Below are 26,147 nucleotides of genomic sequence, written 5' to 3' on the forward strand. Positions count from 1 at the left end.
TTAATACAGTAAGTATTTATGACCGGTTATCTGAAACAGTCCCCACCCGCTTTACAGTTTATTACCTTTTTCGGTTTCTTTATCGGCTTTATGCTGATATACAATACAGCCCTGATGTTGCTGATGGAACCGCTGACTGGTCATTCATTGCTGGACCTTCAAAACGGGGATATTAAGGACCCTAACCTTATCGGCTATCTGAAAATTACACAGTTTTTATATTCCATCGTGGTTTATTTGGTGCCGGCAGCCCTTTTTGCCTACCTGTGGCAGCCTTATCCCGGTAGCTATCTGGGCCTGAAGCCCGCCCCGCGGGCCCTTCAGATACTGCTGGCGCTGATGGCCATGTACAGCATCACCTGGTTTGGCGGCTATCTGAACAACTGGAACCAGACCTGGAACGTACCGCAGGCAGCCCGCGATATGCAGGCACAAGCCGAAAAACTGGTGGGCGTGATGCTTCACATGCCATCTGTCAAAGACCTTTTCGTTAACCTGATGTTAATGGCCATTGTGCCTGCTATAGCAGAAGAGGTGTTCTTTCGCGGCGTATTCCAGCGCCTGCTCATCCAAAGCACCCGCAGGGTATGGCTCAGCGTATTCCTGACCGCTGTCTTTTTCAGCTTCATTCATTTTGAAATGCTCGGCTTTATGGTCCGGGTAGTGCTGGGCTTTGTGCTGGGCGCCATCTACGTGCTGAGCGGCAACCTCTGGTTAAGCATCTTTGCCCATATACTCAACAATGGCTCACTGGTGGTGATGATATACCTGTTCCAGCAGGGCATTATTAAGACCGACCCCACCAAAGACACGCCGGTAGAATGGTATATCGCGCTGTTCAGCCTCGTGGTCTCCGTCGGCCTGCTATGGGCACTACGCCAGAAATCCACGCCCATGCTCATGACAGCCCCTGTTCAAAAGGCAGACAACGATCAAATAGACGACACCGGTGTGGATGAAAATCAGTAATTTACCGGGGAGACAAACGTTATTACCATGGAAAAAGATTGGGTGAAAATATTTTCGAGTGACCGTCCCTTTGAAGCGGAGATAGTAAAAGGTATGCTGGCAGACAACGGCGTCACCGCGGTGCTGATCAATCGTCAGTCATCTTCCTACAATATTACCCTCCCCGGACAGGTGGAATTGTATGTGCACGAAAAAGAAGAACAAATAGCAAGGGACCTTGTGCATAATCATAACAACCTTCCCACCGGCGACCAGGTGTCGGAATAGCAATTTGCTCCGCAGGGTAATTTTGCACACTTTTGCGGTTCAGAATCATTAACAGAACTACGCATAATGAAGACTTTTTTTACCCGCACTGCCTCTGCGCTTGTGTTTGTGGCAGTGATGCTGGGAGGTATCTTATGGAGTCCCTTTACCTTCTTTCTGCTTTTTTTCCTGGTCAGCTTCTTTGCGCTGCAGGAATTTTTTAAGCTCATGCGCCTGATCGATACCGGCTACAACAATATCCCCTCCTGGCACAAATGGGGAGTAACCATCGCAGGTTGCGCCATCATGCTGTCTTTTACCGGAGAATATTTTCAGCTGGGCGGCATCTCCACCGGCTTCCTCGGATGGTGGATCGCTATTATTTTCCTGCTGGTATTGCCCCTCGGTGAAATATTGCTGGACAAGGACTTCTCTCCCCGTAATGTAGGTTATTCCTGCATGGGGCTGCTGTATGCGGTCGTTCCCTTCAGCCTGCTGGTCAATATCCGGCTCAATGCCATCGATATCCACTATACACCGGAGAACGTAGGCACAGCCCCCGGCTGGCTGATTCCCTTGCTGCTTATCATTTTTATCTGGATCAATGATACCATGGCCTATATTGTAGGCTCTCTCATAGGCCGTACGCCTTTCTTTCCTTCCATTTCCCCTAAGAAAACCATCGAAGGCACCGTGGGAGGGATGATACTGGCCGTGGCCGCCGCCGGCGTATATGGTTACTATTGGGGTCAGCAATACCTGTCATTGCAGCACTGGCTGGTGCTGGCTGGCATCGCAGCCGTATTCGGCACCATCGGCGACCTGCTGGAATCCAGGCTCAAACGCATGGCCGGCGTCAAAGATTCCGGAAATATCATGCCCGGCCATGGTGGCTTCCTCGATCGCTTCGATTCCCTGCTGCTGGCCACCCCGTTCGCCTGGATTTATGTACATGCCTTCATGATGTCCTAGCACACACATAATCAATATTTTATATTCATCTGACAGAAAAAAGTATTTCTGAAGTAAATTTGCACTTTGCTTAATCATCCCGGCGAAAGCCTGGATATATATAAAAATCTAACAAACAAGAAAACAAATGAAGATCCATCGTGAAGGATTTGCTACCATTTCCCTGGTATTCCTGGTACTGGCACTGATCAACGGAGCAGTATTTTACTGGCTGGGCTCTATCCCGGCAGTGAGCTATGCTGTCCTGATCTTTTCCATCCTGTTCTTCCTTTTTATCGTATCCTTTTTCCGTGTACCGGCCAGACAGTATACTACCGGAGACAACCTGGTGATCTCTCCCTGCGATGGTAAAGTGGTGGTGATTGAAGAAGTTTTTGAACCGGAGTACTTCCAGGACAAACGCCTGCAGGTATCTATTTTTATGAGCCCTGCCAACGTGCACGTGAACCGCAACCCTATCAGCGGTACCGTGAAGCTGTCCCAGTACCATGCCGGTAAATACCTCGTGGCATGGCATCCGAAATCTTCTACAGAAAATGAAAGGCATTCTGTGGTAATCGGCAACCAGAAAGCGGATATCCTGGTAAGACAGATCGCAGGCGCCCTCGCACGCAGGATCGTTAACTACCTCAAACCAGGCATGCAGGTAAGCCAGAATGAAGAAATGGGCTTTATCAAATTCGGCTCCCGTGTGGACCTTTACCTGCCTATAGGCACAGAAGTGGCCGTACAACTGGAGCAAGTGGTAAAAGGCGGACAGACCGTGATCGCAAAAATCTAGTATATTAACAGACTTAAACCGGACCGTATGAAAAATGTTTTGACTGCGCTGACAATGTTACTCCTGGCCACAGGGGCCGCCACCGCTCAGGATAAACCTGGCCACAAGGCGCCTGCCAAAGAGGCCACGGCAACAGCACACAAACCGCTGCCCTGCGGCACAGCGAAGATGATGCAGTGTCAACAGGACTCTACGGCCCGCAACAAAACGAAAAAAAGCTGCTGTTTACAGCCCTCCCGCACTGCCGGCCTCAGGACCGCTGCTATCAGGAAGGCACAGTAACACCACGCTGTCTCATAAAAGAAACGGGGATTTCGATAATCGAAATCCCCGTTTCTTTTTTACAGAATATTTCTGAGTTCTTTTAGATGTCCGATGGTAAAGGTCGGCGTAAAATCTACCGGTGGTTTCGCCGGATTAAAATACACCTGGTCCATGCCCACACCATGCGCCCCCTTAATATCCAACTCCATGGCATCGCCCACCATAATGCTTTCCGCCGCAGTAGTGCCGGCTTTGGCCATGGCATACTCAAAAATCGGAGCATACGGCTTCAGGCTGCCAGCCACTTCGGAAGTGACAATATGGGTGAAATAGTGTTCAATTCCCGCATTCCTCATCTTTAACAGCTGCGTTTCCTCAAACCCGTTGGTAATCATGTGCATCGGGTAGTTTTTAGCAGCGAGGTAGTCCAGCGTTTCTTTCGTTTCGGGAAACAGCGCCTTTTTGTTCGGCAGTATCTCCAGAAACGCTGTGCTGATGGCCTGGCACAGCTTCTCATCACCGATCTTGAAATCCAGCAACGCGAGGCGGAAACGTTTATCACGCAGTTCTGCCCGGTTGATGAAGCCTTTGCGGAAGCGGTCCCATAACCGTTCGTTGTGCCCGACATAAGATTCTGAAAATGCTTCAAAAGATGGTACTCCGCGGTTGGCCAGTCCATGACTGTTGAAAAGTTCCAGCAAGGTCTCCTGTTCGTTGGTTTCAAAGTCCCAGAGCGTATGGTCCAGGTCAAAGAAAAGATGTTTATATCTCATAACGCGGCAAAGGTACAAAATACCAGACAGATGGGGTTTCCAGACTAAGGTCATTCAGCCAAAATTCACTATTTTAACACTTTAATCGAAGAAATTATGAACGCAGTTATAACAGGTGCCAGCAAAGGTATCGGAAAGGCTATTGGAGAAAGACTGGCAGCAGAAGGTTTCAACGTGATCATCTGTGCACGGAATACAGACGCGCTGGCCGCTGCAAAGGCAGCTATTCAGGAGAAGAATCCCGCTGTAACAGTCATCGCCGAATCTGTAGACATGGGCGATAAAGCCCAGGTAATGGCTTTTGCACAGAAAATCAAAGACACCTGGTCCACCGTGGATATACTGGTCAACAATGCCGGCATCTTTATCCCCGGCGCCCTTCATGAAGAAGCTGATGGCCTGCTTGAAAAACTGATGGCCGTCAATGTCTACAGCGCCTACCACCTCACCCGTGAACTGCTGCCCCTCATGATAGCCCAACGTAACGGCCATATCTTCAATATGTGCTCCACCGCCAGCCATCATGCCTATCCCAACGGCGGCTCCTACAGTATCACCAAATATGCCCTGCTCGGATTCACCAAAAACCTGCGCCGCGAACTGATGCCCCACAACGTGCGGGTGACCGCCGTTAGTCCCGGGCCTACGCTCACCGCCTCCTGGGACGGCTTCGAAGCGCCGCCGGACAGGATGATGCCCCCGGAAGATATCGCCAGCGTAGTATGGGGAGCCTTTACACTGGCCAAACAGACTGTTGTTGAAGAAATACAGCTCAGACCCATGTTAGGAGATATTTAAAACTATTAGGAATTAGTAATTACGAATTATGAATTAAGGGCATGTTTATAAAAAGGTTCCTAAATAGTCCTTCCACTAAGAAACCCACATTCGTAATTTGTAATTCGTAATTCGTAATTGCATATATATAATCTTTTAACTAAGTTTTAACGGCAGTTGACACCGCTTCCGGAGCGGGTTTGGTTAAATTTGTTGACATAACTATGAAGGACAGATTTAGTATAAGGAAGTACATTTTCTCTGTTTTGTGTTGCTTAGGGCTGGTCGTTTGTGCCAGCGCACAAGATCTCCGCTTTACCACCAGCGTGAGCAGCAATTCCGTTACCCTGGACGAACCTTTCCAGATCCAGTTCATGCTGGAAAACGGGACCAACATCGCCAGCTTTACACCACCCAGCTTTAAAGACTTTGAAGTACTGCAAGGCCCTTCACAAATGCAGGGACAATCCATCTTCAATGGTCGCCGCTCCGAGTATTTTGCACTGAACTATGTGCTGCAGCCCAAACATGTGGGCAGCTTCACCATTCCCGGCGCACAGGCCAGGGTAAACGGCAATGTCATCAAGTCCAACCCGGTACTCATTGAAGTACGGAAAGGCAACGCCCAGGCACAGCAACCGCAACAACAGCCGCAACAGATGGTGCCCCAGCACCGCGGACAAAGCGGTGGCGGCATCAGCGAAGACCTGTCTGACGGCATCCTCAAAAAAGGGGAGGACATCAACGAAAAACTGAAGAAAAACATCTTCCTTAAAGTAGACGTAGATAAAACCAACCTCTACGAAGGTGACCAACTAACGGCCACGTATAAACTCTATACACGGCTCCCGACAAACTCCAGCGTCACCAAAGTACCGGCATTCAAAGGGTTTTCCGCTAAAGACATAGAACTTCCCAATCCGCCGCAGGCAACGGAAGAACGTATCAACGGCGTCCCCTATAAAGTATTCACCATCCGTAAAACACTGCTGTTCCCGCTGCAGTCCGGCACACTGGAATTAGATCCGGTAGAGGTGGACAACCAGGTGCGGCTCGTGAAACTGGTGGGCAACGGAAAACGCAACCGTGGCCGCGACCCGTTTGAAGATTTCTTCAACGATCCGGCATTCAAAGACCCGTTCTTCGACGATTTTTTCAACCGGCCGGAAGTGGAATACCAGGATGTTCCCTATAAAATCCAGAGCAACCCGATCAGGATCAACGTAAAACCATTGCCGGTGGAAGGCCGTCCACTCAGCTATAACGGCGCAGTAGGCAGCTTCAAAATGACTGCTGTAGTGGATAAAACCACCCTCAGCACCGACGACGCCCTTACGCTCAAAGTAACCATCAGCGGCCATGGCAACGTAAACCTGCTCAATGCTCCCAAAGTGGACGTACCCTCCGGGTTTGAGAAGTACGATCCCAAAATGACGGACGACATCGAGAAAAACAGCAACCCGCTTTCCGGCAGCAGGCAGTTTGAATACGTGCTCATGCCACAGGAAGCAGGCAAACATACCATTCCTGCCGTCGAGTTTTCGTACTTCGATCCGGCAGCCAACAGTTACAAGACACTCCGCTCTGAACCTTTTGTGATCGACATCACACAAGGCAAACGGGTAAAAGAAGATAAACATGATTTTGGCGTAGGCAAAAACGAACTGGTGAAAATAGACGGAGGTATCCAGCAATGGACCAGAAGCCGCAGCTGGTTTATCATCAGTCCGTGGTTCTATGTGTTGCTGGCGCTGCCGCTGCTTATCGCCGGCGCCATCATCTTCTACAAACGCAGAAAAGATTACAATACCACCAATGCCGCCCTGCTGAAACACCGCTACGCCAATAAAGTAGCGCTGAAGCGGCTGGAGCTGGCCGCCCGTTACCTCAAAGAAGGCAAGGACAAAGCTTTCTATGAAGAAACGTCCCGCGCCGTCTGGGGTTATCTCAGCCACAAACTGAAAATTCCTTTCGCAGACCTGAGCAAACAACTGATACAGGATAAACTGGCCGCCCGTCATATTAACGGCACCAATACCAGCGACCTGTTTGAGCTGATCGACAACTGCGAAGTGGCCTTGTATGCCCCGGCCCATAACAACGATAAAATGCAGGGCACCTATTCCAAAGCGGTGACGATCATCAGCAACCTGGAAGATGCACTCAAAAACTAATCAAGAGAAAAGGTAGTATGCCCGGATATAAACATATTAAATCAGCCCTGTTACTGGCCGTCCTGTTGTTAACCGGCAGCATCCTCAGGGCACAGCAGGCACTCCCGCAACAACGTTTTGATGCGGCCAACAGCCTTTATCAGCAAAGCAAATTCACAGAAGCCGCGGCCGCTTATCAACAACTGATAGACGAAGGCTACGCTATAAAAGCACTGTATTTCAACGCCGGCAATGCCTACTACAAAGCCGGTAAAACAGGAGAGGCGGTTTTTAACTACGAAAAAGCCCTGCAACTGGCGCCCCGCGATGAAGCGGCCAAACACAACCTGGCCCTTGCGAATCAAAAAGTGAACGGCTTCGTAGATGAGTTACCGTTAGTATTCTTCCAACAGTGGTGGCGGCAGCTTCAGCAGCTGCACAAGCCCAATGGCTGGGCCGTTGGATGCATCGTTTTTTTCTGGCTGGTGATAGCCGGCGTGATGCTCAACACCTTCCTGCCCGGCTGGAAAAACAAATTCCTCCGCTGGGGCAATTATGCGCTCGGGACCTTGTTTACGCTTTATCTGGTAATGGCCATAGACACTTATGCGGTAGCCAACAACCACCAGGCAGGTATTATCATGCATAGCAATATCAAAGTAAAAACGGCGCCGGACGATAATAGTAAGGATGCCTTTGAAGTACAGGAAGGTATGAAAGTACATATTGCAGATGCTACCAAAGACTTCTGTAAGATATCGCTGGCCGACGGTAAAACCGGATGGATCAGCTGCGCCTGGATTAAGCGACTGTAGGGCGGGAGTTATACCGCCAGCGGCATGTGCCGCGATAACATGTGCTCCATGCTGATGGTAAGGCGGTTGCCATTGGGACGGCGGGTTTCATCAAACAGTTGTTGCGCCTGAATTCCTGCTTTCATCTGATATTTCTCACTCATCATATACAGCCGTTCTGCGGCGATGTCTATACCGGCAGCCTGGCGCTCGCCGATATCGTCCAGTAATTCGCTGGCCTGAATGCCGTTGTCTTCCAACTGGATATAGAGCCGGTTATCATCTTTCCCGATATGGACCACCAGGCGTCCGCCGGTTTTCTCCGGGCGCATCAGTAACCGGTGCCAGATCACATATTGTACATAAGGCTGGATGATCAGGGGAGGGATGAGGGTACTGTGGGAATTCACGTCCTGCACAATCCTCACTTGATAAGAAAACTGTTGGTCAAAACGAAGCTGCTCCAGTTGTATATAGAGTTCCAGCGCTTCCAGGTCTTCCTGCAGCGTTACCCACTCTTTGTTGAAATTACTGATCATGAGGCGCATCAGCCGTGCAAAGCGGGTGAGGTACAGCGAGGCCATGTCCGTACTGGTGGTAAGGATATAATGATGGATAGCGTTGAGGCTGTTAAATATAAAATGCGGGTCCATATGTGCCTGGAAAGCATGGAGTTCCAGGTTGATTAAGGTGTGTTGTATGGTTATTTCTTTCGCTGAGGCTCTTCTAATTCTTTTTTCCCGGCGGATAAAAAATACTACAATGGCAAGGAGACTTAACAAAAAAAATAGCCAATACGGCCATCCCGCAGCCAAAACTATTTCAATGAAATGTTGTACCACGACTAAGGTTTACAGGAAAGTTGAACGTCTTTCTGATCAGTCCAATAAATATCGGTCAAAACACTCCTTTGGGGAAGCGGGAATTATCCGGAGGCAGGTTTTTACAGGCAAGCGGGGAGAAATTGCGGAAAAGTGGTTTTCAATTCAGGAATTTTCTGATTTGCGATTTTTTGATCGAGACTGCTCTGATGTCTTTCAAATCAAAAAATCGTAAATCAAAAAATCCCAAAATGACTAGGCTTCGGTGAATTTATATCCTACGCCTCTTACAGAGTGGAAATACTTGGAGTTGCGGCTGTCTTCCTCAAAATATTTACGGAAGTTGAGGATGAAGTTATCGATGGTACGCGTGGTGGGGTATACGTTATATCCCCAAACCACCTGCAATATTTTTTCACGGGTGACAACTTCGCCTTTATTTTCGATCAGCAGTTTCAGCAGCATGGCTTCTTTCTTGCTCAGTTCATAGTGTTTACCGTCTTTGCCTACGCATTCCTGTGCAGCGAAATCGATCATATTATTGCCGAAGCGGTACACATTGGGCACGCTGTCTTTATCCTGTATTTTTTTGTTTTTGACGATCAGCTTCTCTACGCGGAGCAGCAGCTCTTCGAGGTTGAAGGGTTTGGTCATGTAGTCATCACCGCCTTTTTTGAGGCCCAGCACCCGGTCGGCGCTGCTGTTTTTGGCGCTCAGGAAGAGGATGGGCACTTCATTGTTTTGGATGCGGATGTTTTCGCATACAGCAATGCCGTCCATTTCCGGCAGCATGATATCCAGTATGATGAGATCGAAATATTCGTTTTTTACTGCTTTCAGGGCAGCGGTACCATTGTCTACGGCGGTCACCTCGTATCCTTCCAGTTCCAGGTTGAGCTTCAGCGCCTCCTGTAGGTTCTCCTCGTCTTCCACCAGTAATATGGATGCTTTGGTCGCTTCCTTCATGTGTTATCGTTTGATGTGACTATAAATCACGGACTTGCCGAAGCATGAATCCGTCAACTAATTTACGCTCTTTGCACGGAATATTCCTGCCACATTATCTCGAAGCAGGCGCCGGCAGGCTGGTTGTCTTTCACCCATATCAGGCCATTGTGCTGTTCAACGATCTTGGCGGTGAGAAACAGTCCTAATCCCGAGCCTTTGGCTTTTCTGGTGTTTTCATTGCCAAGGCGGTAGAACTTCATGAAGATGCGTTCCTTTTCCTCATCGGGCACCCCGGGGCCTTCATCCGACACCTGCAATTTCAGGCGATGGCCGGATTCAAAGAGGCGTACCGTGATCGTGGAGTTACGGGGAGCATATTTCACCGCATTTTCTACCAGGTTGCTGAGGATTATCTGCAACATCAGTTTGTCACCTTCCAGCCATACATGTGGCAGAATGTCTGCATTTATGACATGTGTCGCGATGCGGTTGCGCAGTTCCCGGATATTCCCTTCCAGCAAGGCGGAGAAGTCGAGCGGCTCCTTAAACAGTTGATAGTTGTGGGTTTCCAGCTGTGCTGCCAGCAAAATGTTGTTACAGAGCTGGTCGAGCCGGTTGGTTTCCCGGATGGTATTATCTATCAGCTTGGCCTGCTTTTCCTCATCCAGCCTATGTCTGCGGATGGTTTCCAGGTTCAGTTTGGCGGCAGCGATGGGTGATTTTAACTCATGTGTCACGGCCATCATAAAGTTTTGCTGCTGCCGGCTGAGCTTCATGTATTTCCAGACCGCTCTATATACAAAGAGCGCGCCGAGCAGAATGATCCCTAAAAAAATGGCACCTTCTCCGACATATTTAAAAGACCGCATATGAGCGTCTTTTTCTATCCGTTGAAATTCCAGCTGATGTTCTACCGGCTGGGCGAGGCTATCAATACGCAGGGAGAGGTTTTGTTTTTCGAACTGACTGATCTGTTCGCTTTGTCTGAACAGCAGCACGCCCCACCAGATGAGAGCGACGATAGTATAAGCCAGTACCAGCAGGTAAATGAAGGAAACTGACTGTCCTTCCTGCATTTTATTAAAGAATTTTCTCATCATGGCCGTTTGCCGGCTTTCTCTATCCGCAGACCTATATTCATTACATGGGGAAGCGGATTTTGCCGCATGTTTTGTTCAAATGTAAAATGATAGGTGCCTGGTTTGTTGAAGAGGGCTTTTTGCTGGATAAGGACCCGGTGTTCAAAAATATCATCGATACCGTTGCCATGCCATTTGCCATTGATATCAGCCAGCGGCAGTTCCACCCTTTGTTCTTTGGGAATACTGTCGTCCGGATATTTGGTGCCTATCAGCAGCCACATATTGCTGTAGGGGTAGGCATCGCTATGGCGTACATTCACATAAATATCAAACAGGGTAGCAGTATCTTCCGGCAGAATGTTCACATCAAAAGCAGGTTTATAGCCGTAAGCCCAGTCATGTCCCGGTATTTCCTGGTTCTTTTCGTAGGCATCCATTTTGATCGGCTTGCAGGCTGCAGCCAGTAAAAGTAAACCTGCGGTTACCCCAAATAGTCTTTTCATATACGGTATACGCCTTACTATAAAACGTTTAATACTTGTTCTTTGGCTTTCTCCAGTTCATCTTTCATCAGTACTACCCATTGCTGGATACCGGCGTCGTTGGCTTTGGAACCGGTGGTATTGATTTCGCGGCCTATCTCCTGCAATACGAAGCCCAGTTTCTTTCCTTTGGCAGGATCTTCTTCTTTCAGGATCTCACGGAAGTAGCGGAGGTGGTTTTCCAGACGGGACAGTTCTTCAGAGATATCCAGTTTTTCCAGATAAAAGATCAGCTCCTGTTCCAGTCTGTTGCCGTCAACATTGTCTTTTCCTACATGTTCGGCAAGCAGTCCTTCGAGTCGCTGACGGATACGGTCTTTCCGGAGTGGGTCCAGTTCGCGGACTTTAACGGAATATTGTTCAATATTATCAATGCGTGTTTGCAGGTCTGCTTTCAGCATCAGGCCCTCATCCTGACGGTGAATGTCCAGGTCGGTGAGCGCTTCCTTCAGGGTGTCTTCCACATCTTTCCACTCTTCTTCAGTCAACTGGTCGGTAGACGGCGTTACCACTTCCGGCAGTTTCATCAGCACGTTCAGCATATCGCCCTGCGGCAGCTCCAGCTGGTTGGCCAGCATCGTAATAGACTGGTAATAGTATTTAGCCAGGTCTGTGTTGATCACAACCGGCCGCGTTGCACCATTCTGACGAATGTTGATGCTGACATCCAGTGTCCCGCGTTGCAGGGTTTGTTGCATCAGCGAACGGATGTCAAACTCGTAGGGCTTTAACAGGGGCGATATTTTCAGGTTCACCTCAAACTGCTTTCCATTCAGCGATTTGATTTCAACCACGATACTTGTTTCGCCTCTCGCGCTTTCTGCCCTTCCGAAGCCAGTCATTGATTTCAGCATAATAAATATTTGTAGGCAACAAACCTAGTTAAAATTTGTGGATTTGCTAATATTGACAAGTGGTTATTTGATATTTCCCCCGGCTTGGGCCAAAGGATATCCGCATTCAACATCTTAGCCCATGGATTCAGTCCCGGGAACATTAAAGTAATCAAATCCTGTCAAATCAGGATACCTGCAAGCGGAGTTTTTTATAAACGGTATTGCGGCTCAACTGTACCATGTCTCCCGGCTGCATGCCTTCTATGGTGATTTCCTCCATTCTGTAACGGACAAGCCTCAACGTAGGAAAGCCGGCGGCCGCCGTCATCTTACGCACCTGCCTGTTCTTTCCCTCCTGCAATATCATCCGCAACCAGGGCGCCGGAATGTTTTTGCGGAATCGGATAGGAGGATTGCGCGGCGGCAGCAATGGTTCTTCCGGAAAGATCTCGGCAAAACAGGGCTTTGTGTGATAAAGCCTGCCGTCTACCGTAATGTCCACACCTTCCTGTAATTGGCGCACGGCCATCTCCGTAACTGCTCCGTCAACCTGCACCCAGTACTCCCTTTCATGCGCGTACTGTGGCAGTAGCAACCTGTTATTCAATGACTTGTCGTTCGTTAACAACAACAGCCCCTCACTGTCATAATCCAGTCGCCCCACCGGATAAACATCCCGGGGCACTTTAAAGTAATCTGCCAGGCAGGATTTGTTTCCTTCCGGGGTAAACCGGGACAGCACCTCATATGGTTTATAAATTACATAATAATTTAACGACACGTCCGCATTTGCTTTGGTTAAGGAGCTGTAAATTAGTACTTTTGCAGATTGATATGGGTAGCACAATACAAAATCCTGCTTGCCAACATTGCAGGGACCGTTTTTCCTCCATTTTCTGCAAGGCGGAACAGTGCAATCTGGAACAGATTGACCAGGCCAAAGTATGCTCTGTGTACAAAAAAGGCCAGGTGATCTTCCATGAAGGCGCCTATCCCTTTGGCGTCTACTGTATCAACGACGGGAAAATAAAGCTCTCCCACAGCGGTGATGATGGCCGCGAACAAATCATCCGCCTGGTAAAAGCCGGTGATATCATGGGGTATAAAGCACTGCTCAGCAATGAACGCTATACCGCCACCGCCACCGCACTGGAAGATTCTTCCATCTGCTTTGTACCAAAAGACCTTTTCATGAGCATCCTGCAGAAAGACGCCTCCCTGTCTTTTGAAATGATGCGCATCCTGTCCAGCGAACTGCGCAAAGCCGAGCTTAAAATCACTCATCTCGCCCAGAAACCGGTGCGCGAAAGACTCGCAGAAACACTCCTCTTCATCAAAGAAACCTACGGCGTGGAAGAAGACGGCCATACCCTTAGCGTCCGCCTCTCCCGCGAAGAAATAGCCAACCTCGTAGGCACCGCCACCGAATCAGCTATCCGCCTGCTCTCCGAATTCAAAAAAGACGGCATGATAGAACTGGAAGGTAAAAAAATACGCCTCCTCGACCTCCAGCAAATCGTGAAGACCGCCAATCTCCAGGACTAGCAGCCGTTCCGGCCAGGTACTGACAAATATCATACACCGACTTGATACATATCATTCCACAAGGATGGGGGTACTGGTACTTTTGTAACATCAAAAATACCATCCATCCATGCATCCATATGCTATCATTAACTTTCACGAACTGACTCCCGCCGCGCTCTGCGACGTGATCGTCAGCAAGTTCCATATACCCATAGAACGTACCGCGGAAGAAGTCATGGCCTGGTTTAACCTGGAAAGGCAGGACGATCCGACTGCCCCGGCCACCGCAGACCTGGAACAACTGCTCTTCGCTAAAATGCAGACCGAAATATCGCAACTGATACGCAAAGAAACGGCCCTCATCTTTCCGGTCATCCGCAACGCTTCCATCCATAAAAAAGGCCGTAAAAGCCTGAAACCCACTGCTTATGACAGCATCCGGCTATCGTTCGATAAAATTATGCTGCTGCTTCAGAAGCTGCGCCAGGTAACCGGCAACTACCTGCTGCAAGGCCACTGGAGCCCCGCTTATAAAATATGCCTCAGCGATATGTACACGGTAGAACAACTGCTGCAACAGTGGCACTATATCGCGCAAAACATCCTGTATCCGGCCGTGTTGCCTGCCAACACCATCGTTATCCATCAGGATGAAATTCTTAACACCGTAAGCATCGACTAATCATGGCCACCTATTCTGACGTACAAGTAACCTGCTACCACTGCGGGGAAGACTGCCACCACCAGGACATCACCATTCAGGACAAAACTTTCTGCTGCGAAGGTTGTAAACTGGTCTACGAAATATTGAACCAGTATGACCTGTGTGAATATTATGACCTCAATGACAAACCTGGTGTAAATCAACGCATTACTGTCAGAAAAGATAAATTCGCCTTCCTGGAAGATGAAAAAATACAACAACAGCTGATACAGTTCCGGGACGAAACCCAGACCCACGTCAGTTTCTACATCCCGCATATACATTGCAGCTCCTGCCTGTGGCTGCTGGAGAACCTCCACCGGCTCGACAAAGGCATACAGCGTGTAACCGTTAACTTTAGCAAGAAAGAAGCACTGATCATTTTCTCCGAAGCGCAAACCTCCCTGCGGCACGTTGCGGAAGTATTGACCGCCATCGGTTACGAGCCATACATCAGTCTTCAGGACCTCCAGCACAAGAAGCCCGGTATCAAACGCAACCTCATTTACCAGCTGGGCGTAGCCGGCTTCTGCTTTGGCAATATCATGCTGCTCAGTTTCCCGGAATATTTTACCGGCAGCGGCCACACCGACGCAGGTATGAACCGGCTCTTCCGGTATATGAACCTCGTACTGGCGTTACCGGTATTCTTCTACAGCGCGCAGGTATTCTTTAAATCCGCGTGGAGCGGCCTCAAACACGGTTTCCTTAATATCGACGTACCTATTGTGCTCGCCATTGTAGTGACTTTTATCCGAAGCGTGACGGACGTCGCACAAGGGCAGGCCGGCTACTTCGACTCCATGTCCGGCATCGTGTTTTTTATGCTGATAGGCCGTATCCTGCAGGACAAAACCTACCAGGGCCTTTCTTTCGACCGGGACTATACCGCTTATTTCCCTATAGCCGTCAGCGTTATACGCGACGAAAAGGAAGTCCCTACCGCGTTGCCCGATATTAAAACAGGCGACACTTTACTCATCCACAACAATGAACTGGTGCCGGCAGACGGCATCATTGTACGGGGAAAAGCGTTGATCGACTACAGCTTTGTGACCGGGGAAGCCACGCCTGTCAATAAATCCATGGGCGAGATCATCTACGCAGGCGGCCGACAGCTGGAAGGAAACATCGAAATCCTGACCATCAAGGAAGTAGCGCAAAGTTATCTTACCAGTCTCTGGAACCGTGATGAGCTGAAGAACAAAGAAGAAAAACACGTGTCCTTTGTACACCTGCTGGGGCGCAATTTCACCTGGGTGGTACTGCTGATAGCCGCGCTCAGCGCCACTTACTGGGCATTACATGACCCGTCCCGCATATGGCCCGCCGTTACCGCCATCCTGATCATTGCCTGTCCGTGCGCTTTGCTGCTGGCCTCTTCTTTTACCAACGGCCATATCCTGCGTATCCTGAGCAGGCACCAGCTGTATCTCCGCAATGCGCAGGCCATAGAGAACCTTGCCAATACCACGCATATCGTGTTCGACAAAACCGGTACGCTCACCGGCAAGACCGGCAGCGATGTCAAATATTACGGTGATACGCTTACTCCTTTTCAGGAGAGCCTCATCGCCAGCCTCGCTGCACAGTCCACTCACCCGCTGAGCAAAGCCGTAGCCGCTTACTGCAACACCAACACCAGGATGCCCGTTGGTGATTTCCGTGATGTTACCGGCAAAGGCGTGTCTGGTTGGGTAGAAGGTAATTTCATTCGGCTGGGCAATGCAGCGTTTACCGGTGCGCACCTGAAGGATGAAGTGGACGGCAGTCTCGTATACCTGTCCATCAACGACAAACTGACCGGCCTGTTCACCATTCATAATAATTACCGCAGCGGTATCCGGCCGTTGCTAAAGCAGTTGCAGCAACACTATTCCATGTCAGTGCTCTCCGGGGACAATGACCAGGAAGCCGTGAATCTGCGCAAGCTCATGGGCCATGAGACCACTTTATTATTTGAGCAAAAACCGGCGGACAAACTGGCTTATATCATCTCCCTGCAACAACAGGGAAAAAAGGTGATGATGATAGGAGACGGGCTGAATGATGCCGGTGCCCTGAAACAGAGCGATATCGGCATCTCCCTTACAGAAGACAGTAACAATTTCACACCCGCCAGTGATGGCATCCTTGAAGCCAGACAGCTGCCTTTATTGTTATCGTTCGTGCAGCTGTGCAAAGCCAACAAACGTATTATCCTGGCCAGTTTCATCCTCTCTCTCGTTTATAATATCACCGGCCTTTACTTCGCTGTACAAGGGCTTTTATCTCCGCTGGTAGCCGCCATATTAATGCCTGCCAGTTCTATCAGTATTGTGCTGATGACTTTCCTGCTCAGCGAGTGGCAGGGCAAAAAGCTGGCTGGTAAAGCATCAGGAGAAATGTCTGACAAAAATCATATTCCTGATTGAGCAATATCATTGCGGTGCCTGGTGGTTGCCGCTACCTTTGCTATCAACACAACATACACACCGTGAAATCTTAAAAGCGCCAGTATTAAAGCCCGGTTGAAATGAATGTACGGGCAGCCTGAAAGCAAGGCTGCCTGTGCATAACGGGCGATCTATGCTTTTGCCGGATTTGCACACACCATGATTTTTATGCTGATGAAGACCATGAACGTATTACAGGAAGAGGGGACCGGAAAAGTAACCAGCCGGTTGTTGCTGAAAAGCAGAAGGGCGGAAGCCACTCTCATCATCATGCAACAGGGGCACCAGATCCCGCCGCATGTTTCACCTGTAGATGCCATGGTGCTGATACTGGAAGGCAAAGTAGCCTTTATGCTGAAAGACGAAGTAACGGTACTGGAAACCGGCGACCTGCTGACATTCAGTGCCAACGAAAAACATGCCTTGCAAGCTCTGGAAACAACCAGGCTTTTACTGGTAAAATGATACTGTTATGAGCGTAATTATTCTTTTACTTGGCGCCAGCCTTACCGTAGCAGCCGGCTTTCTGGCAGCCTTCATCTGGTCAGTAAAGAACGGACAGTTTGAAGATGATTTCTCTCCCGCACACCGTATTCTCTTTGAAGACAAAAAGGATAACACCAACGAATAAACGCAAACAAGCCATCTATTAAGCAACAATAAACAGCACTATGTCTCTCGAAAAATTTTATTACGACAACCGCACGGTAAAATGGTTTGCCTACGCTTGTATGTTCTGGGGGCTGATCGGTATGCTGGCAGGGCTCTGGGCAGCCCTTACGCTGGTAATGCCGGAGCTTAACCTGGGCTTTGCCCCTACTACCTTCGGGCGTCTCAGGCCCGTACACACCAATGCCGTGATCTTCGCCTTTGTAGGTAATGGCATTTTCATGGGTGTTTACTACTCGCTGCAACGGTTATGTAAAGCCCGTATGTTCAGCGACCTGCTGAGCAAGATCCACTTCTGGGGATGGCAGGCCATTATCGCCGGCGGCGCATTGACGCTTTTCCTGGGATATACTACCGGCAAGGAATACGCGGAGCTGGAATGGCCGTTTGATATAGCCATCACCGTTATATGGGTGGTGTTTGGCGCCAACATGCTGGGTACTATCCTTCGCCGGCGCGAATCCCATCTGTATGTGGCCATCTGGTTTTATATGGGTACGTGGGTAGCCATTGCCATGCTGCACATTATCAACTCTTTCGAGTATCCGATGTCGCTGTTTAAAAGCTATAGCTGGTACGCCGGCGTACAGGACGCACTTGTACAGTGGTGGTATGGCCACAACGCGGTGGCTTTCTTCCTTACCACGCCTTATCTGGGCCTGATGTACTACTTTGTGCCCAAAGCCGCCAACAGGCCGGTATATTCCTACCGCTGGTCTATTATCCACTTCTGGTCACTGATATTTATCTATATATGGGCCGGCCCTCACCACCTGCTGTACACCGCGCTGCCTGAATGGGCACAATCTCTGGGCACCGTATTCAGCGTGATGCTGATCGCGCCGTCCTGGGGAGGTATGCTCAACGGCCTGCTGACCCTGCGCGGCGCATGGGACCGCGTAAGGGAAGACGCCATCCTCAAATTCTTCGTGGTAGCGCTTACCTGCTATGGTATGGCCACCTTCGAAGGACCGATGCTGTCTCTCAAAAATGTGAACGCCATCAGCCACTATACCGACTGGACCATCGCGCATGTGCACGTTGGCGCACTGGGCTGGAACGGATTCCTGACTTTTGGCATCCTGTACTGGATGATCCCGCGCATCTTCTCTACCCAGCTGTATTCCCGCAAATGGGCCAACACCCACTTCTGGATAGGTACCCTCGGCATTATCTTCTATGTGATACCACTGTATTGGGCCGCCTTTACCCAGAGCATGATGTGGAAACAGTTCACCGAAGAAGGCCAGCTGAAATACCAGTTCCTCGAAACCGTGACCACCATCGTTCCAATGTACGCCCTGCGTGCCTTTGGCGGCCTGCTGTATGTTAGCGGCCTGGTGCTGATGGTGGTGAACCTGTACAAAACAATCCGCCGTGGCGCCTTCGTGGCCAACGAAGCAGCCGAAGCCGCGCCGCTGCCTAAAGTAATACCTACCCATGGTAAAGCACACTGGCACAACTGGATCGAACGCCGTCCTATTCAGCTGGTGGTATTCAGCCTGGTAGTAGTAGCTGTAGGCGGTATCCTTGAAATGGTGCCAACCTTCCTGGTACGCAGCAATATTCCAACCATCAGCAGCGTGAAACCATATACGCCGCTGGAACTGCACGGCCGCGACATCTATATCCGTGAAGGCTGTTATACCTGTCACTCCCAGATGATCCGTCCTTTCCGTGATGAAGTGGCCCGTTATGGTGAATACTCCAAAGCCGGTGAGTTTATCTACGACCACCCGTTCCAGTGGGGCTCCAAACGCACCGGTCCGGACCTGGCCAGAATAGGCGGCAAATACCCTGACAGCTGGCATTACAACCATATGCTGGACCCAACGTCCATGTCTCCCGGCTCTATCATGCCACCGTACCCATGGTTGTTTGAAGACCGTATCGACAGAAGCAAAACACCAGCTATGATCAATGTGATGCGCAAACTGGGCGTGCCTTATGCGGATGGTTACGAAAAGCAGGCCCTCGCTGATCTCGACAAACAGGCCAACAGCATCGCCGCCACGCTGGAGAAAGATAAACTGCCCGTCAAAGCAGACCGTGAAATTGTAGCGCTGATCGCTTACCTGCAAAGAATGGGCAGGGACATTAAAATGGCCCCGGCAGAAAAGCCCGCCACCGCGGACGCCAGCAGCGGAAGCACCATCAAAAACGATTTTTAGTCAACATAAAAACACAGGACCATGAAGTTCATTAATTATCTGGAATCAATTGCCGGTGTCAGCATCTACCCGATGGCTTCCCTGCTGATCTTCTCCATCTTCTTTGTCTTCGCCGCTTTCTGGGCGTTCCGGGCAGACCGAAACATGGTGGACCAGATCAGCCGCATCCCTTTAGATAATGATGAAACCCAAAGCCTATAAACGATACATATGAAAAGGAAGCTATTATATACACTCAGCGGTAGCCTGTTATGCAGCGTGTCCGCGCTGGCCAACGGTCCCAAGCCGCCTTCCGAACTGAAAGACCCGGTAGCGCTGGTGCTGCTGACGGTCATCATCGGGCTGGTCCTGGTGATCGCCATCCTGGGCAATGCGGTGGTGGGCGCCATGGACCTTTATCGCGAAAGAATGAAAAGAGAGGCTGCCAAACTTCCGGCCATCCTGATACTGGTAACGCTGGCACTGGCGGCCAGTCTGCCGGCAAACGCCACCAGCGTGGCACCGGAAGCATCATCTTATTATACGCCACTATCCCAGTCCTCCCTATACCTGTTAGTTTCCATTGTTGTCCTGGAAATCGGCGTGATCATCTCCCTGCTTTTTGTACTGCGCTTTCTGGCCGGTATCAAAAGTAAAAGCAAACGCCGGGCGGCAGCTCACGCAGCAGATCCTGCCAAACCACGTATCTCCTGGCTGGAGAGAATCAACAAAACCAGGACCCTGGATGCTACGTCCGAAACAGAAGAAGACATGGGCCATGATTTTGATGGCATCCATGAGCTGAATAACCCCACACCTCCCTGGTGGAAGTGGGGTTTCGTCTTCAGCATCTGTTTCGGCGTAGTATATTTCTGGCGCACGGAAATATCCCACTCCGCCCCCAATCAGATACAGGAGCTGGCCATGGCTGAAGAAAAAGCGGCTATCGCCAAAGCTGAATACCTGAAAAATGCCGCCAATAATATCGACGAAAACAATGTGAAAATGCTGGACAACGCCGATGACCTGGCTGCCGGAGGGAAATTATTTGTCGCCAGCTGCGCTCCCTGCCACGGTCCGCAGGGACAAGGCGTGGTAGGCCCCAACCTTACAGACGACTACTGGCTGCATGGCGGTAAAATCAACGAGGTATTTAAAACCATCAAGTACGGTGTGTCCGACAAAGGGATGAAAGCCTGGCAGGAAGATTTTTCACCGAAACAACTGGCCCAGCTGGCCAGCTTCGTGAAATCCATCCACGGCAGCAACCCTCCCAATCCAAAAGAACCACAAGGTGTAAAAGAATAAAGTCATGGCCGACAGCAATACGTTCAGAGACAGTATAGCCACAGTTGATAAGCAGGGAAAGCGCAACTGGATATTCGCCCAGCAGCCGAAAGGCCGCTACTATAATATCCGGAGCCTCCTCAGCATCTTTTATTTTAGTGTTTTTTTCAGCCTGCCGTTTATATCCATAAATGGCAGGCCTTTATTTCTGCTCAATGTAGTAGAAGGCAAATTCATCCTGTTCGGGGCTATCTTCTGGCCTCAGGACTTTTTTATTTTCGGTCTGGCCATGCTGGCCTTTATCCTCTTCATCGTATTGTTTACCATGGCCTTTGGAAGGCTTTTCTGCGGATGGATGTGCCCGCAGACCATTTTTATGGAGATGCTCTTTCGTCGGATAGAATACTGGATTGAAGGAGATGCCGCCGCCCAGCGCCTGCTCGCGAAACAACCATGGAACACGAATAAAATCATCCGTAAAACCGCCAAACACCTCGTTTTTTATGCATTGTCCTTTCTGATCGCCAACATATTCCTGGCTTACATCATCAGCGCCAAAACACTCGGTAAAATCATTACAGCGCCTTTGTCTGAACATACCGGCGGCTTTATCGCCATCCTGGTATTTTCCGGTGTGTTCTACGGCGTGTTTGCATTTATGCGCGAACAGATATGCACCATTGTTTGCCCATACGGCCGCTTACAGGGCGTATTGCTGGATAAAAACTCCATCCTCGTAGCCTACGACTACGAAAGGGGAGAACCCCGCGGAAAATTCCGTAAAGATGATTCCAGGGCCATCGGTGACTGTATCGATTGCGCCCAGTGCGTGAAAGTTTGCCCCACCGGCATTGATATCCGCAACGGCACCCAGCTGGAATGTGTGAACTGCACCGCCTGCATCGATGCCTGCGATCATATGATGGACAAAACCGGCCGTGCCCGCGGACTGATACGCTACGCTTCAGAAAACGGCATCGCCCGGAAAGCGCCGCTGCGTTTCACGCCACGCCTGCGTATCTACACCGGTATCCTTACCCTGCTGCTCGGCGCCATCGTTTTTATGCTTGCCAGCCGCAAACCAGTCCGCGGCACCATTATGCGCACCGCCGGCATGTTATACCAGGAACGGGGCAGCGACAGTATCTCTAATCTCTACCGTATTAAACTGATCAATAAAACCACTGCGGAAATACCCCTGCAGCTGAAACTGGAAGATGAACCGGGACACGTGGAAGTAGTTGGTAAAAGCACCATCACCGTAAAAGCAGAAGGACAGGGGGAAGGCACCTTCTTTATCATCATTCCGAAAAAGGCGCTGCATAACCGGAAATCCTCTCTTTATATCGGTCTTTATGAAGGCGACAAACGGATCACCCGTATGCGTACCACCTTCCTCGGGCCTGTACAATAAACATTATATCATTTAAATCATAGCATCATGAACTGGGGACATAAAATCATCATCGTGTTTGTAGTTTTTGCGATCGGCATCCTGACGCTGGTCACCAAAAGCATGCGCACCAAAACAGACATGGTCACCAAGGATTATTACGCGGAAGAGCTGAAGTATCAGCAGGTGCTGGACGGGAAAAGGAACGCCGGTACACTTTCTTCCCCGGTGCAGATCTCTCAGCAATCTGAAGGTATTGCTGTCACCTTTCCACAGGAATTGCACGGCACCGGCATCACCGGAAAAATAAAATTTTACCGTCCTTCTGACGCCGGCATGGACGTGGAAATGCCGCTGCATCTCAGCAGCGATGGCATGCTGGTGATCAATCGCCAGTTGTTCCACAAAGGCAACTACCTCGTAAAGGTGCAGTGGGAAAACGGTGGTAAACCATTTTATCAGGAAGAGAGCTTTCACATTAACTAGTCAGTCATGATAGGCGCACTTATTCTCGGTTTCCTGGGCAGCTTTCACTGCATTGGCATGTGTGGCCCGATAGCGCTTACGCTGCCGGTGCAACACCTGGAGGGCGTGAAGAAGCTGGCAGGCATCCTGCTGTACAATGCCGGCCGTATCACCACCTATGCCATGCTGGGGATGATCTTCGGCTGGGTAGGCCGGCAACTGTACCTGGGCGGCCTGCAGCAGTGGCTGTCTATCAGCATCGGTGTCCTCCTGCTGCTGATCGTGGCACTGCAATATACCGGCATATACCGGTCAAAAGGCGGTCATCTCCCGGGTATCTATCTCTCCAAAATAAAATCAGCGCTGGGTGCACTGCTACGTCAGCAGCGGTTTAGTACCCTTTATGGCATCGGCGTGCTGAACGGCCTGCTTCCCTGCGGCCTGGTATACCTGGCTGTTGCCGGTGCAGTAGCTACCGGTGCCACCTGGAAAGGCAGTCTTTTTATGGCTGCTTTTGGCGCAGGCACATTGCCGGCGATGATGACCGTCACCTGGTTCAGCCACCTGGTGAGCATCGGAGCACGTAACCGTATACGCGCGCTCATTCCTTTTGCCGTAGGCATTATGGGGGTACTGCTTATTCTGCGGGGCCTCAACCTCGGCATACCATATATCAGCCCTGTGATGTCTGCCCACAGTGAAAAAGTGGTGGAACGTTGTTGTCATAAACCATAATCATCATGAACCTTATCCGCAAATACAATATCGCAGCTCCCCGGTACACCAGTTATCCGACAGTGCCTTACTGGGACGAACAGACATTTAACCTGCAAACATGGAAGACGTTGCTGAAAAAAGCATTCCATGCCACCAATAACAAAGACGGTATCAGTATTTACATTCACCTGCCGTTCTGTGAAAAGCTCTGCACATACTGCGGCTGCAATAAACACATTACAGTCAACCATGCAGTGGAGGAACCCTACATACAGGCCGTGCTGAAAGAATGGGCATTGTATGTGGCCGCGTTTGAAGGCAGGCCCCGTATCCGCGAGATACACCTGGGTGGTGGCACCCCTACCTTCTTCAGTCCGGAAAATCTGACGACGCTGCTGCAGGGCATCTATCAGCATGCGGAATTACTGCCGGATGCCTCCCTCGGCTTTGAAGGACATCCCGGCAATACCACCCCCGGACATCTGCAAACATTATACGATCTCGGCTTCCGTCGTGTCAGCCTCGGCATACAGGATTTTGATCCAAGGGTGCAGGAGATCATCAACCGGTTACAACCTTTCGAAATGGTGGCCAAAGTGGTGGAACACGCCAGAAAAACCGGCTTCACCGCTATCAACTTCGACCTGATATACGGCCTTCCGTTACAGACCGCCTGTGGTATGCAGGACACGATTGATAAGGTGATGTTGTTAAGGCCCGACAGGATCTCCTTTTACAGTTACGCGCATGTGCCCTGGATAAAAGGAGTGGGGCAACGCCGTTATTCAGAAGCTGATTTACCCAAAGACGAAGAGAAAAGACGATTGTATGAACTGGGCAAAATCCTTTTTGCAAAGAATGGTTATACAGAGATCGGTATGGACCATTTTGCACTGCCGGGAGACGAGCTGTTTGTGGCCGCAGAGAAAGGAGAACTGCATCGTAACTTCATGGGGTACACCGTTTCCCATACTGATTTGCTGGTTGGTTTAGGCGCTTCTTCCATCGGGGATAACGGGTATGGCTATGTACAAAATGAGAAGCAGGTAGCGGCCTATCAGGAGCGGGTGGGCAGCGGAGAATTCCCTATCGTCCGCGGGCATATCCTCGATGAGGAAGACCAACTGTTGAAAGGACATATCCGCGATCTGATGTGCACTTTTGAAACAAGCTGGCGTAAGGCGGACACACAATGTGATGCAGTGACAGAAGGGCTTCAGCGCCTGCAGGAGCTGGAGCGGGACGGACTGGTGGAAGTAGTGAAGAACAGCGTAGTGGTTACCACGAAAGGACGTCCTTTCATCCGCAATATTTGTATGGCATTTGATGCCCGGTTGTGGAGAAAACTGCCCGAAAGCCAGTTGTTCAGCAAAGCCATATAACTTCATCGGGAAAAAAACGGGGAGCAAAGGATACTTAATCGTGTTTTTGCTCCCTTTTGTCTTTTTCCGGAGATGGGGGAGCAGGAGATAAAATGACCCGTAAAAGGAGGAAACGATATACCGCTGAAGAGAAAGAAAAAAATAGTCATCGGCTGTAACACTTGCCGGCAAAGGGTTTCAGCGGCAATAAAAAAAGTCTGACCGTTGGAACAATCAGACTTTCTTATTATGTGAATGGGTTAGTAAGTACAGGGAAACAAAATTCCCTACACAATATTAAAAATAATTTCATGACAAAAGAAAAAAATTGCAAAAAATTTTATTCACACTACTAAAATAATTGTGGATAACAGCAGTCTGAAACTTCCCGGTTATCATTATTACCCCCTCCATATTTTGTTTATTGCTTTCCCCGATTTACTACCTTTGTTGCACTTAACATTATTCAACAACACAGATCATATGAAGTTTGAAGCACCCGTTGCAGTAACGGAAATCGCTGCATTCATAGGCGCAGAGCTGGTAGGCAACAGCCAGCTGATGGCTACCGGCCTCAATGAAATACATAAGGTAACACCAGGGGATATATCTTTTGTAGACTTTGAAAAATATTACAACGCCAGTCTGCAATCTGCCGCGACCATCATTATCATCAACAAAAAAGTGGAATGCCCTGAAGGCAAGGCGTTGTTAGTACTGGAAGATCCTTTCAGTGCATATGTAAAACTGGTGAACCGCTTCCGCCCCTTTGAACCGGCAACCAAAGCGATCAGTGATTCCGCAGTGATCGGAGAAGGGACCATCATACAACCTAACGTATTCATTGGCAATCATGTGCGCATTGGCCGTAACTGTCTGATACATCCTAACGTAACTATTTATGACCATGCTGTTATTGGTGACAACGTGATCATTCATGCAGGTACCGTACTCGGTGCAGATGCATTTTACTTTAAGAAAAGAGCCGACAGAGAGGTGATATACGACAAGCTGGTAAGCTGTGGCCGGGTGATCATTGAAGACGATGTGGAGATAGGCGCCGGCTGTACCATCGACAAAGGCGTAAGCGGTGATACCATCATCGGCCGCGGCACGAAGCTGGACAACATGATCCATGTCGGCCACGGTACCGTAATCGGCAAAAACTGCCTCATTGCCGCCCAGGTTGGTATCGCAGGTAAAGCGCATATCGAAGATAACGTGATCCTCTGGGGACAAGTAGGCGTCAACAAAGACCTGACCATCGGCAAAGGTGCGGTGGTACTGGCTCAAAGCGGTGTGCCCAGCAGCCTCGAAGGCGGTAAAGTATACTTCGGTTATCCGGCAGAAGTAGCCAGCGAAAAAAGAAGAGAACTCGGCTGGGTAAAACGCATTCCTGAAATCTGGGACAAAGTAAAATCCCTTTAACCCATGACGGATGACGAATGACGATAGGGGTGGACCCCACCTGTAAGCGTCATT

The 26,147-nt window shown here is 49.8% G+C and carries 29 protein-coding genes; 22 read left to right on the forward strand and 7 right to left on the reverse strand.

Going from position 1 to position 26,147, the window contains the following annotated elements:
- Positions 1-18: 18 nt before the first annotated feature.
- The 5 genes from HGH92_RS11165 (at position 19) to HGH92_RS11185 (ending at position 3,250) form a co-directional block, all read left to right on the forward strand.
- Positions 19-969 (forward strand): CPBP family intramembrane glutamic endopeptidase, encoded by a 951-nt coding sequence (locus tag HGH92_RS11165; protein WP_168870793.1) that lies wholly within the window; start codon positions 19-21, stop codon positions 967-969.
- A 27-nt stretch (positions 970-996) separates the two neighbouring features.
- The gene (locus HGH92_RS11170; RefSeq protein WP_168870794.1) at positions 997-1,236 is read left to right on the forward strand and encodes a DUF2007 domain-containing protein; all 240 of its coding nucleotides are present in this window, start codon (positions 997-999) and stop codon (positions 1,234-1,236) included.
- A 66-nt stretch (positions 1,237-1,302) separates the two neighbouring features.
- The gene (locus tag HGH92_RS11175; protein WP_168870795.1) at positions 1,303-2,187 is read left to right on the forward strand and encodes a phosphatidate cytidylyltransferase; all 885 of its coding nucleotides are present in this window, start codon (positions 1,303-1,305) and stop codon (positions 2,185-2,187) included.
- Positions 2,188-2,314: 127 nt separating this feature from the next.
- On the forward strand, positions 2,315-2,968 hold the full coding sequence (locus HGH92_RS11180; RefSeq protein ID WP_168870796.1) for a phosphatidylserine decarboxylase family protein: 654 nt from the start codon (positions 2,315-2,317) through the stop codon (positions 2,966-2,968).
- 27 nt (positions 2,969-2,995) lie between these two features.
- Positions 2,996-3,250: a hypothetical protein gene (locus HGH92_RS11185; RefSeq protein WP_168870797.1), complete on the forward strand. Its 255-nt coding sequence runs from the start codon at positions 2,996-2,998 to the stop codon at positions 3,248-3,250.
- 59 nt (positions 3,251-3,309) lie between these two features.
- Here HGH92_RS11185 and HGH92_RS11190 read toward each other — a convergent pair whose 3' ends face one another.
- Positions 3,310-4,005, reverse strand: a complete 696-nt coding sequence (locus HGH92_RS11190) for a YjjG family noncanonical pyrimidine nucleotidase (RefSeq protein ID WP_168870798.1) — start codon at positions 4,003-4,005, stop codon at positions 3,310-3,312.
- 96 nt (positions 4,006-4,101) lie between these two features.
- Here HGH92_RS11190 and HGH92_RS11195 point away from each other — a divergent pair, with 96 nt between their 5' ends.
- The 3 genes from HGH92_RS11195 (at position 4,102) to HGH92_RS11205 (ending at position 7,750) form a co-directional block, all read left to right on the forward strand.
- Entirely contained in the window at positions 4,102-4,803 is a 702-nt protein-coding gene (locus tag HGH92_RS11195; RefSeq protein ID WP_168870799.1) for an SDR family oxidoreductase, read from the forward strand.
- 203 nt (positions 4,804-5,006) lie between these two features.
- Positions 5,007-6,956, forward strand: a complete 1,950-nt coding sequence (locus tag HGH92_RS11200; RefSeq protein WP_168870800.1) for a BatD family protein — start codon at positions 5,007-5,009, stop codon at positions 6,954-6,956.
- 17 nt (positions 6,957-6,973) lie between these two features.
- A complete protein-coding gene (locus tag HGH92_RS11205; protein ID WP_168870801.1) occupies positions 6,974-7,750 on the forward strand; it encodes an SH3 domain-containing protein in 777 nt (258 codons plus the stop codon).
- Positions 7,751-7,758: 8 nt separating this feature from the next.
- On the opposite strand, the gene HGH92_RS11210 is transcribed toward HGH92_RS11205, so the two are convergent.
- Positions 7,759-8,571 (reverse strand): sensor histidine kinase, encoded by an 813-nt coding sequence (locus HGH92_RS11210; RefSeq protein ID WP_317166387.1) that lies wholly within the window; start codon positions 8,569-8,571, stop codon positions 7,759-7,761.
- Between HGH92_RS11210 and HGH92_RS11215 the strand changes: the two genes are divergently transcribed.
- A complete protein-coding gene (locus HGH92_RS11215; protein WP_168870803.1) occupies positions 8,492-8,785 on the forward strand; it encodes a hypothetical protein in 294 nt (97 codons plus the stop codon). The genes HGH92_RS11210 and HGH92_RS11215 overlap by 80 nt on opposite strands.
- Before the next feature lie 20 nt (positions 8,786-8,805).
- Here the strand turns inward: HGH92_RS11215 and HGH92_RS11220 are convergent, their stop codons facing one another.
- From HGH92_RS11220 to HGH92_RS11240, 5 genes are all read right to left on the reverse strand, one after another.
- Positions 8,806-9,516: a response regulator transcription factor gene (locus HGH92_RS11220; RefSeq protein WP_078669614.1), complete on the reverse strand. Its 711-nt coding sequence runs from the start codon at positions 9,514-9,516 to the stop codon at positions 8,806-8,808.
- A gap of 62 nt (positions 9,517-9,578) precedes the next feature.
- Positions 9,579-10,598: a sensor histidine kinase gene (locus HGH92_RS11225; RefSeq protein ID WP_168870804.1), complete on the reverse strand. Its 1,020-nt coding sequence runs from the start codon at positions 10,596-10,598 to the stop codon at positions 9,579-9,581.
- Entirely contained in the window at positions 10,595-11,083 is a 489-nt protein-coding gene (locus HGH92_RS11230) for a gliding motility lipoprotein GldH (protein ID WP_168870805.1), read from the reverse strand. Before HGH92_RS11230 ends, HGH92_RS11225 begins: the two co-directional genes overlap by 4 nt.
- Positions 11,084-11,100: 17 nt before the next feature.
- The gene (locus tag HGH92_RS11235; protein WP_168870806.1) at positions 11,101-11,976 is read right to left on the reverse strand and encodes a YicC/YloC family endoribonuclease; all 876 of its coding nucleotides are present in this window, start codon (positions 11,974-11,976) and stop codon (positions 11,101-11,103) included.
- 166 nt (positions 11,977-12,142) lie between these two features.
- Positions 12,143-12,739: a pseudouridine synthase gene (locus HGH92_RS11240; RefSeq protein WP_168870807.1), complete on the reverse strand. Its 597-nt coding sequence runs from the start codon at positions 12,737-12,739 to the stop codon at positions 12,143-12,145.
- A 170-nt stretch (positions 12,740-12,909) separates the two neighbouring features.
- Here HGH92_RS11240 and HGH92_RS11245 point away from each other — a divergent pair, with 170 nt between their 5' ends.
- The 13 genes from HGH92_RS11245 to HGH92_RS11305 all read left to right on the forward strand — a co-directional run bounded on the left by HGH92_RS11245 (position 12,910) and on the right by HGH92_RS11305 (position 26,093).
- Complete coding sequence (locus HGH92_RS11245) at positions 12,910-13,503, forward strand: Crp/Fnr family transcriptional regulator (RefSeq protein ID WP_317166388.1); 594 nt, start codon at positions 12,910-12,912, stop codon at positions 13,501-13,503.
- Positions 13,504-13,612: 109 nt separating this feature from the next.
- Entirely contained in the window at positions 13,613-14,167 is a 555-nt protein-coding gene (locus HGH92_RS11250) for a hypothetical protein (RefSeq protein ID WP_168870808.1), read from the forward strand.
- 2 nt (positions 14,168-14,169) lie between these two features.
- A complete protein-coding gene (locus tag HGH92_RS11255; RefSeq protein WP_168870809.1) occupies positions 14,170-16,602 on the forward strand; it encodes a heavy metal translocating P-type ATPase in 2,433 nt (810 codons plus the stop codon).
- Between the two features lie 195 nt (positions 16,603-16,797).
- A complete protein-coding gene (locus tag HGH92_RS11260; RefSeq protein WP_168870810.1) occupies positions 16,798-17,088 on the forward strand; it encodes a cupin domain-containing protein in 291 nt (96 codons plus the stop codon).
- Positions 17,089-17,095: 7 nt separating this feature from the next.
- Positions 17,096-17,254, forward strand: a complete 159-nt coding sequence (gene ccoS / locus HGH92_RS11265) for a cbb3-type cytochrome oxidase assembly protein CcoS (protein WP_168870811.1) — start codon at positions 17,096-17,098, stop codon at positions 17,252-17,254.
- Positions 17,255-17,294: 40 nt separating this feature from the next.
- Positions 17,295-19,463, forward strand: a complete 2,169-nt coding sequence (gene ccoN, locus HGH92_RS11270) for a cytochrome-c oxidase, cbb3-type subunit I (RefSeq protein ID WP_168870812.1) — start codon at positions 17,295-17,297, stop codon at positions 19,461-19,463.
- Positions 19,464-19,484: 21 nt separating this feature from the next.
- A complete protein-coding gene (locus tag HGH92_RS11275) occupies positions 19,485-19,664 on the forward strand; it encodes a CcoQ/FixQ family Cbb3-type cytochrome c oxidase assembly chaperone (RefSeq protein WP_168808603.1) in 180 nt (59 codons plus the stop codon).
- A 9-nt stretch (positions 19,665-19,673) separates the two neighbouring features.
- Positions 19,674-20,750 carry a cbb3-type cytochrome c oxidase N-terminal domain-containing protein gene (locus tag HGH92_RS11280; RefSeq protein WP_168870813.1) on the forward strand — a complete coding sequence of 359 codons (1,077 nt, stop codon included), beginning with the start codon at positions 19,674-19,676 and terminating at the stop codon, positions 20,748-20,750.
- A 4-nt stretch (positions 20,751-20,754) separates the two neighbouring features.
- Positions 20,755-22,143: a cytochrome c oxidase accessory protein CcoG gene (ccoG, locus tag HGH92_RS11285; RefSeq protein WP_168870814.1), complete on the forward strand. Its 1,389-nt coding sequence runs from the start codon at positions 20,755-20,757 to the stop codon at positions 22,141-22,143.
- A gap of 27 nt (positions 22,144-22,170) precedes the next feature.
- Positions 22,171-22,608 carry a FixH family protein gene (locus HGH92_RS11290; RefSeq protein WP_168870815.1) on the forward strand — a complete coding sequence of 146 codons (438 nt, stop codon included), beginning with the start codon at positions 22,171-22,173 and terminating at the stop codon, positions 22,606-22,608.
- A gap of 6 nt (positions 22,609-22,614) precedes the next feature.
- A complete protein-coding gene (locus tag HGH92_RS11295; RefSeq protein ID WP_168870816.1) occupies positions 22,615-23,322 on the forward strand; it encodes a sulfite exporter TauE/SafE family protein in 708 nt (235 codons plus the stop codon).
- A gap of 5 nt (positions 23,323-23,327) precedes the next feature.
- Complete coding sequence (gene hemN / locus HGH92_RS11300; protein ID WP_211092576.1) at positions 23,328-24,686, forward strand: oxygen-independent coproporphyrinogen III oxidase; 1,359 nt, start codon at positions 23,328-23,330, stop codon at positions 24,684-24,686.
- Positions 24,687-25,148: 462 nt separating this feature from the next.
- Complete coding sequence (locus HGH92_RS11305; RefSeq protein ID WP_168870817.1) at positions 25,149-26,093, forward strand: UDP-3-O-(3-hydroxymyristoyl)glucosamine N-acyltransferase; 945 nt, start codon at positions 25,149-25,151, stop codon at positions 26,091-26,093.
- Positions 26,094-26,147: the final 54 nt, after the last annotated feature.

The organism is Chitinophaga varians (genome assembly GCF_012641275.1).
GTDB classification, from domain to species: Bacteria; Bacteroidota; Bacteroidia; order Chitinophagales; family Chitinophagaceae; genus Chitinophaga; species Chitinophaga varians_A.

Bases quoted from the DNA above. Each gene is read 5' to 3' on its own strand.
- HGH92_RS11165 (WP_168870793.1), top strand. From the start codon at position 19: ATGACCGGTTATCTGAAACAGTCCCCACCCGCTTTACAGTTTATTACC.
- HGH92_RS11170 (WP_168870794.1), top strand. From the start codon at position 997: ATGGAAAAAGATTGGGTGAAAATATTTTCGAGTGACCGTCCCTTTGAA.
- HGH92_RS11175 (WP_168870795.1), top strand. From the start codon at position 1,303: ATGAAGACTTTTTTTACCCGCACTGCCTCTGCGCTTGTGTTTGTGGCA.
- HGH92_RS11180 (WP_168870796.1), top strand. From the start codon at position 2,315: ATGAAGATCCATCGTGAAGGATTTGCTACCATTTCCCTGGTATTCCTG.
- HGH92_RS11185 (WP_168870797.1), top strand. From the start codon at position 2,996: ATGAAAAATGTTTTGACTGCGCTGACAATGTTACTCCTGGCCACAGGG.
- HGH92_RS11190 (WP_168870798.1), bottom strand. From the start codon at position 4,005: ATGAGATATAAACATCTTTTCTTTGACCTGGACCATACGCTCTGGGAC.
- HGH92_RS11195 (WP_168870799.1), top strand. From the start codon at position 4,102: ATGAACGCAGTTATAACAGGTGCCAGCAAAGGTATCGGAAAGGCTATT.
- HGH92_RS11200 (WP_168870800.1), top strand. From the start codon at position 5,007: ATGAAGGACAGATTTAGTATAAGGAAGTACATTTTCTCTGTTTTGTGT.
- HGH92_RS11205 (WP_168870801.1), top strand. From the start codon at position 6,974: ATGCCCGGATATAAACATATTAAATCAGCCCTGTTACTGGCCGTCCTG.
- HGH92_RS11215 (WP_168870803.1), top strand. From the start codon at position 8,492: ATGGCAAGGAGACTTAACAAAAAAAATAGCCAATACGGCCATCCCGCA.
- HGH92_RS11220 (WP_078669614.1), bottom strand. From the start codon at position 9,516: ATGAAGGAAGCGACCAAAGCATCCATATTACTGGTGGAAGACGAGGAG.
- HGH92_RS11225 (WP_168870804.1), bottom strand. From the start codon at position 10,598: ATGATGAGAAAATTCTTTAATAAAATGCAGGAAGGACAGTCAGTTTCC.
- HGH92_RS11230 (WP_168870805.1), bottom strand. From the start codon at position 11,083: ATGAAAAGACTATTTGGGGTAACCGCAGGTTTACTTTTACTGGCTGCA.
- HGH92_RS11235 (WP_168870806.1), bottom strand. From the start codon at position 11,976: ATGCTGAAATCAATGACTGGCTTCGGAAGGGCAGAAAGCGCGAGAGGC.
- HGH92_RS11250 (WP_168870808.1), top strand. From the start codon at position 13,613: ATGCATCCATATGCTATCATTAACTTTCACGAACTGACTCCCGCCGCG.
- HGH92_RS11255 (WP_168870809.1), top strand. From the start codon at position 14,170: ATGGCCACCTATTCTGACGTACAAGTAACCTGCTACCACTGCGGGGAA.
- HGH92_RS11260 (WP_168870810.1), top strand. From the start codon at position 16,798: ATGAAGACCATGAACGTATTACAGGAAGAGGGGACCGGAAAAGTAACC.
- ccoS (WP_168870811.1), top strand. From the start codon at position 17,096: ATGAGCGTAATTATTCTTTTACTTGGCGCCAGCCTTACCGTAGCAGCC.
- ccoN (WP_168870812.1), top strand. From the start codon at position 17,295: ATGTCTCTCGAAAAATTTTATTACGACAACCGCACGGTAAAATGGTTT.
- HGH92_RS11275 (WP_168808603.1), top strand. From the start codon at position 19,485: ATGAAGTTCATTAATTATCTGGAATCAATTGCCGGTGTCAGCATCTAC.
- HGH92_RS11280 (WP_168870813.1), top strand. From the start codon at position 19,674: ATGAAAAGGAAGCTATTATATACACTCAGCGGTAGCCTGTTATGCAGC.
- ccoG (WP_168870814.1), top strand. From the start codon at position 20,755: ATGGCCGACAGCAATACGTTCAGAGACAGTATAGCCACAGTTGATAAG.
- HGH92_RS11290 (WP_168870815.1), top strand. From the start codon at position 22,171: ATGAACTGGGGACATAAAATCATCATCGTGTTTGTAGTTTTTGCGATC.
- HGH92_RS11295 (WP_168870816.1), top strand. From the start codon at position 22,615: ATGATAGGCGCACTTATTCTCGGTTTCCTGGGCAGCTTTCACTGCATT.
- hemN (WP_211092576.1), top strand. From the start codon at position 23,328: ATGAACCTTATCCGCAAATACAATATCGCAGCTCCCCGGTACACCAGT.
- HGH92_RS11305 (WP_168870817.1), top strand. From the start codon at position 25,149: ATGAAGTTTGAAGCACCCGTTGCAGTAACGGAAATCGCTGCATTCATA.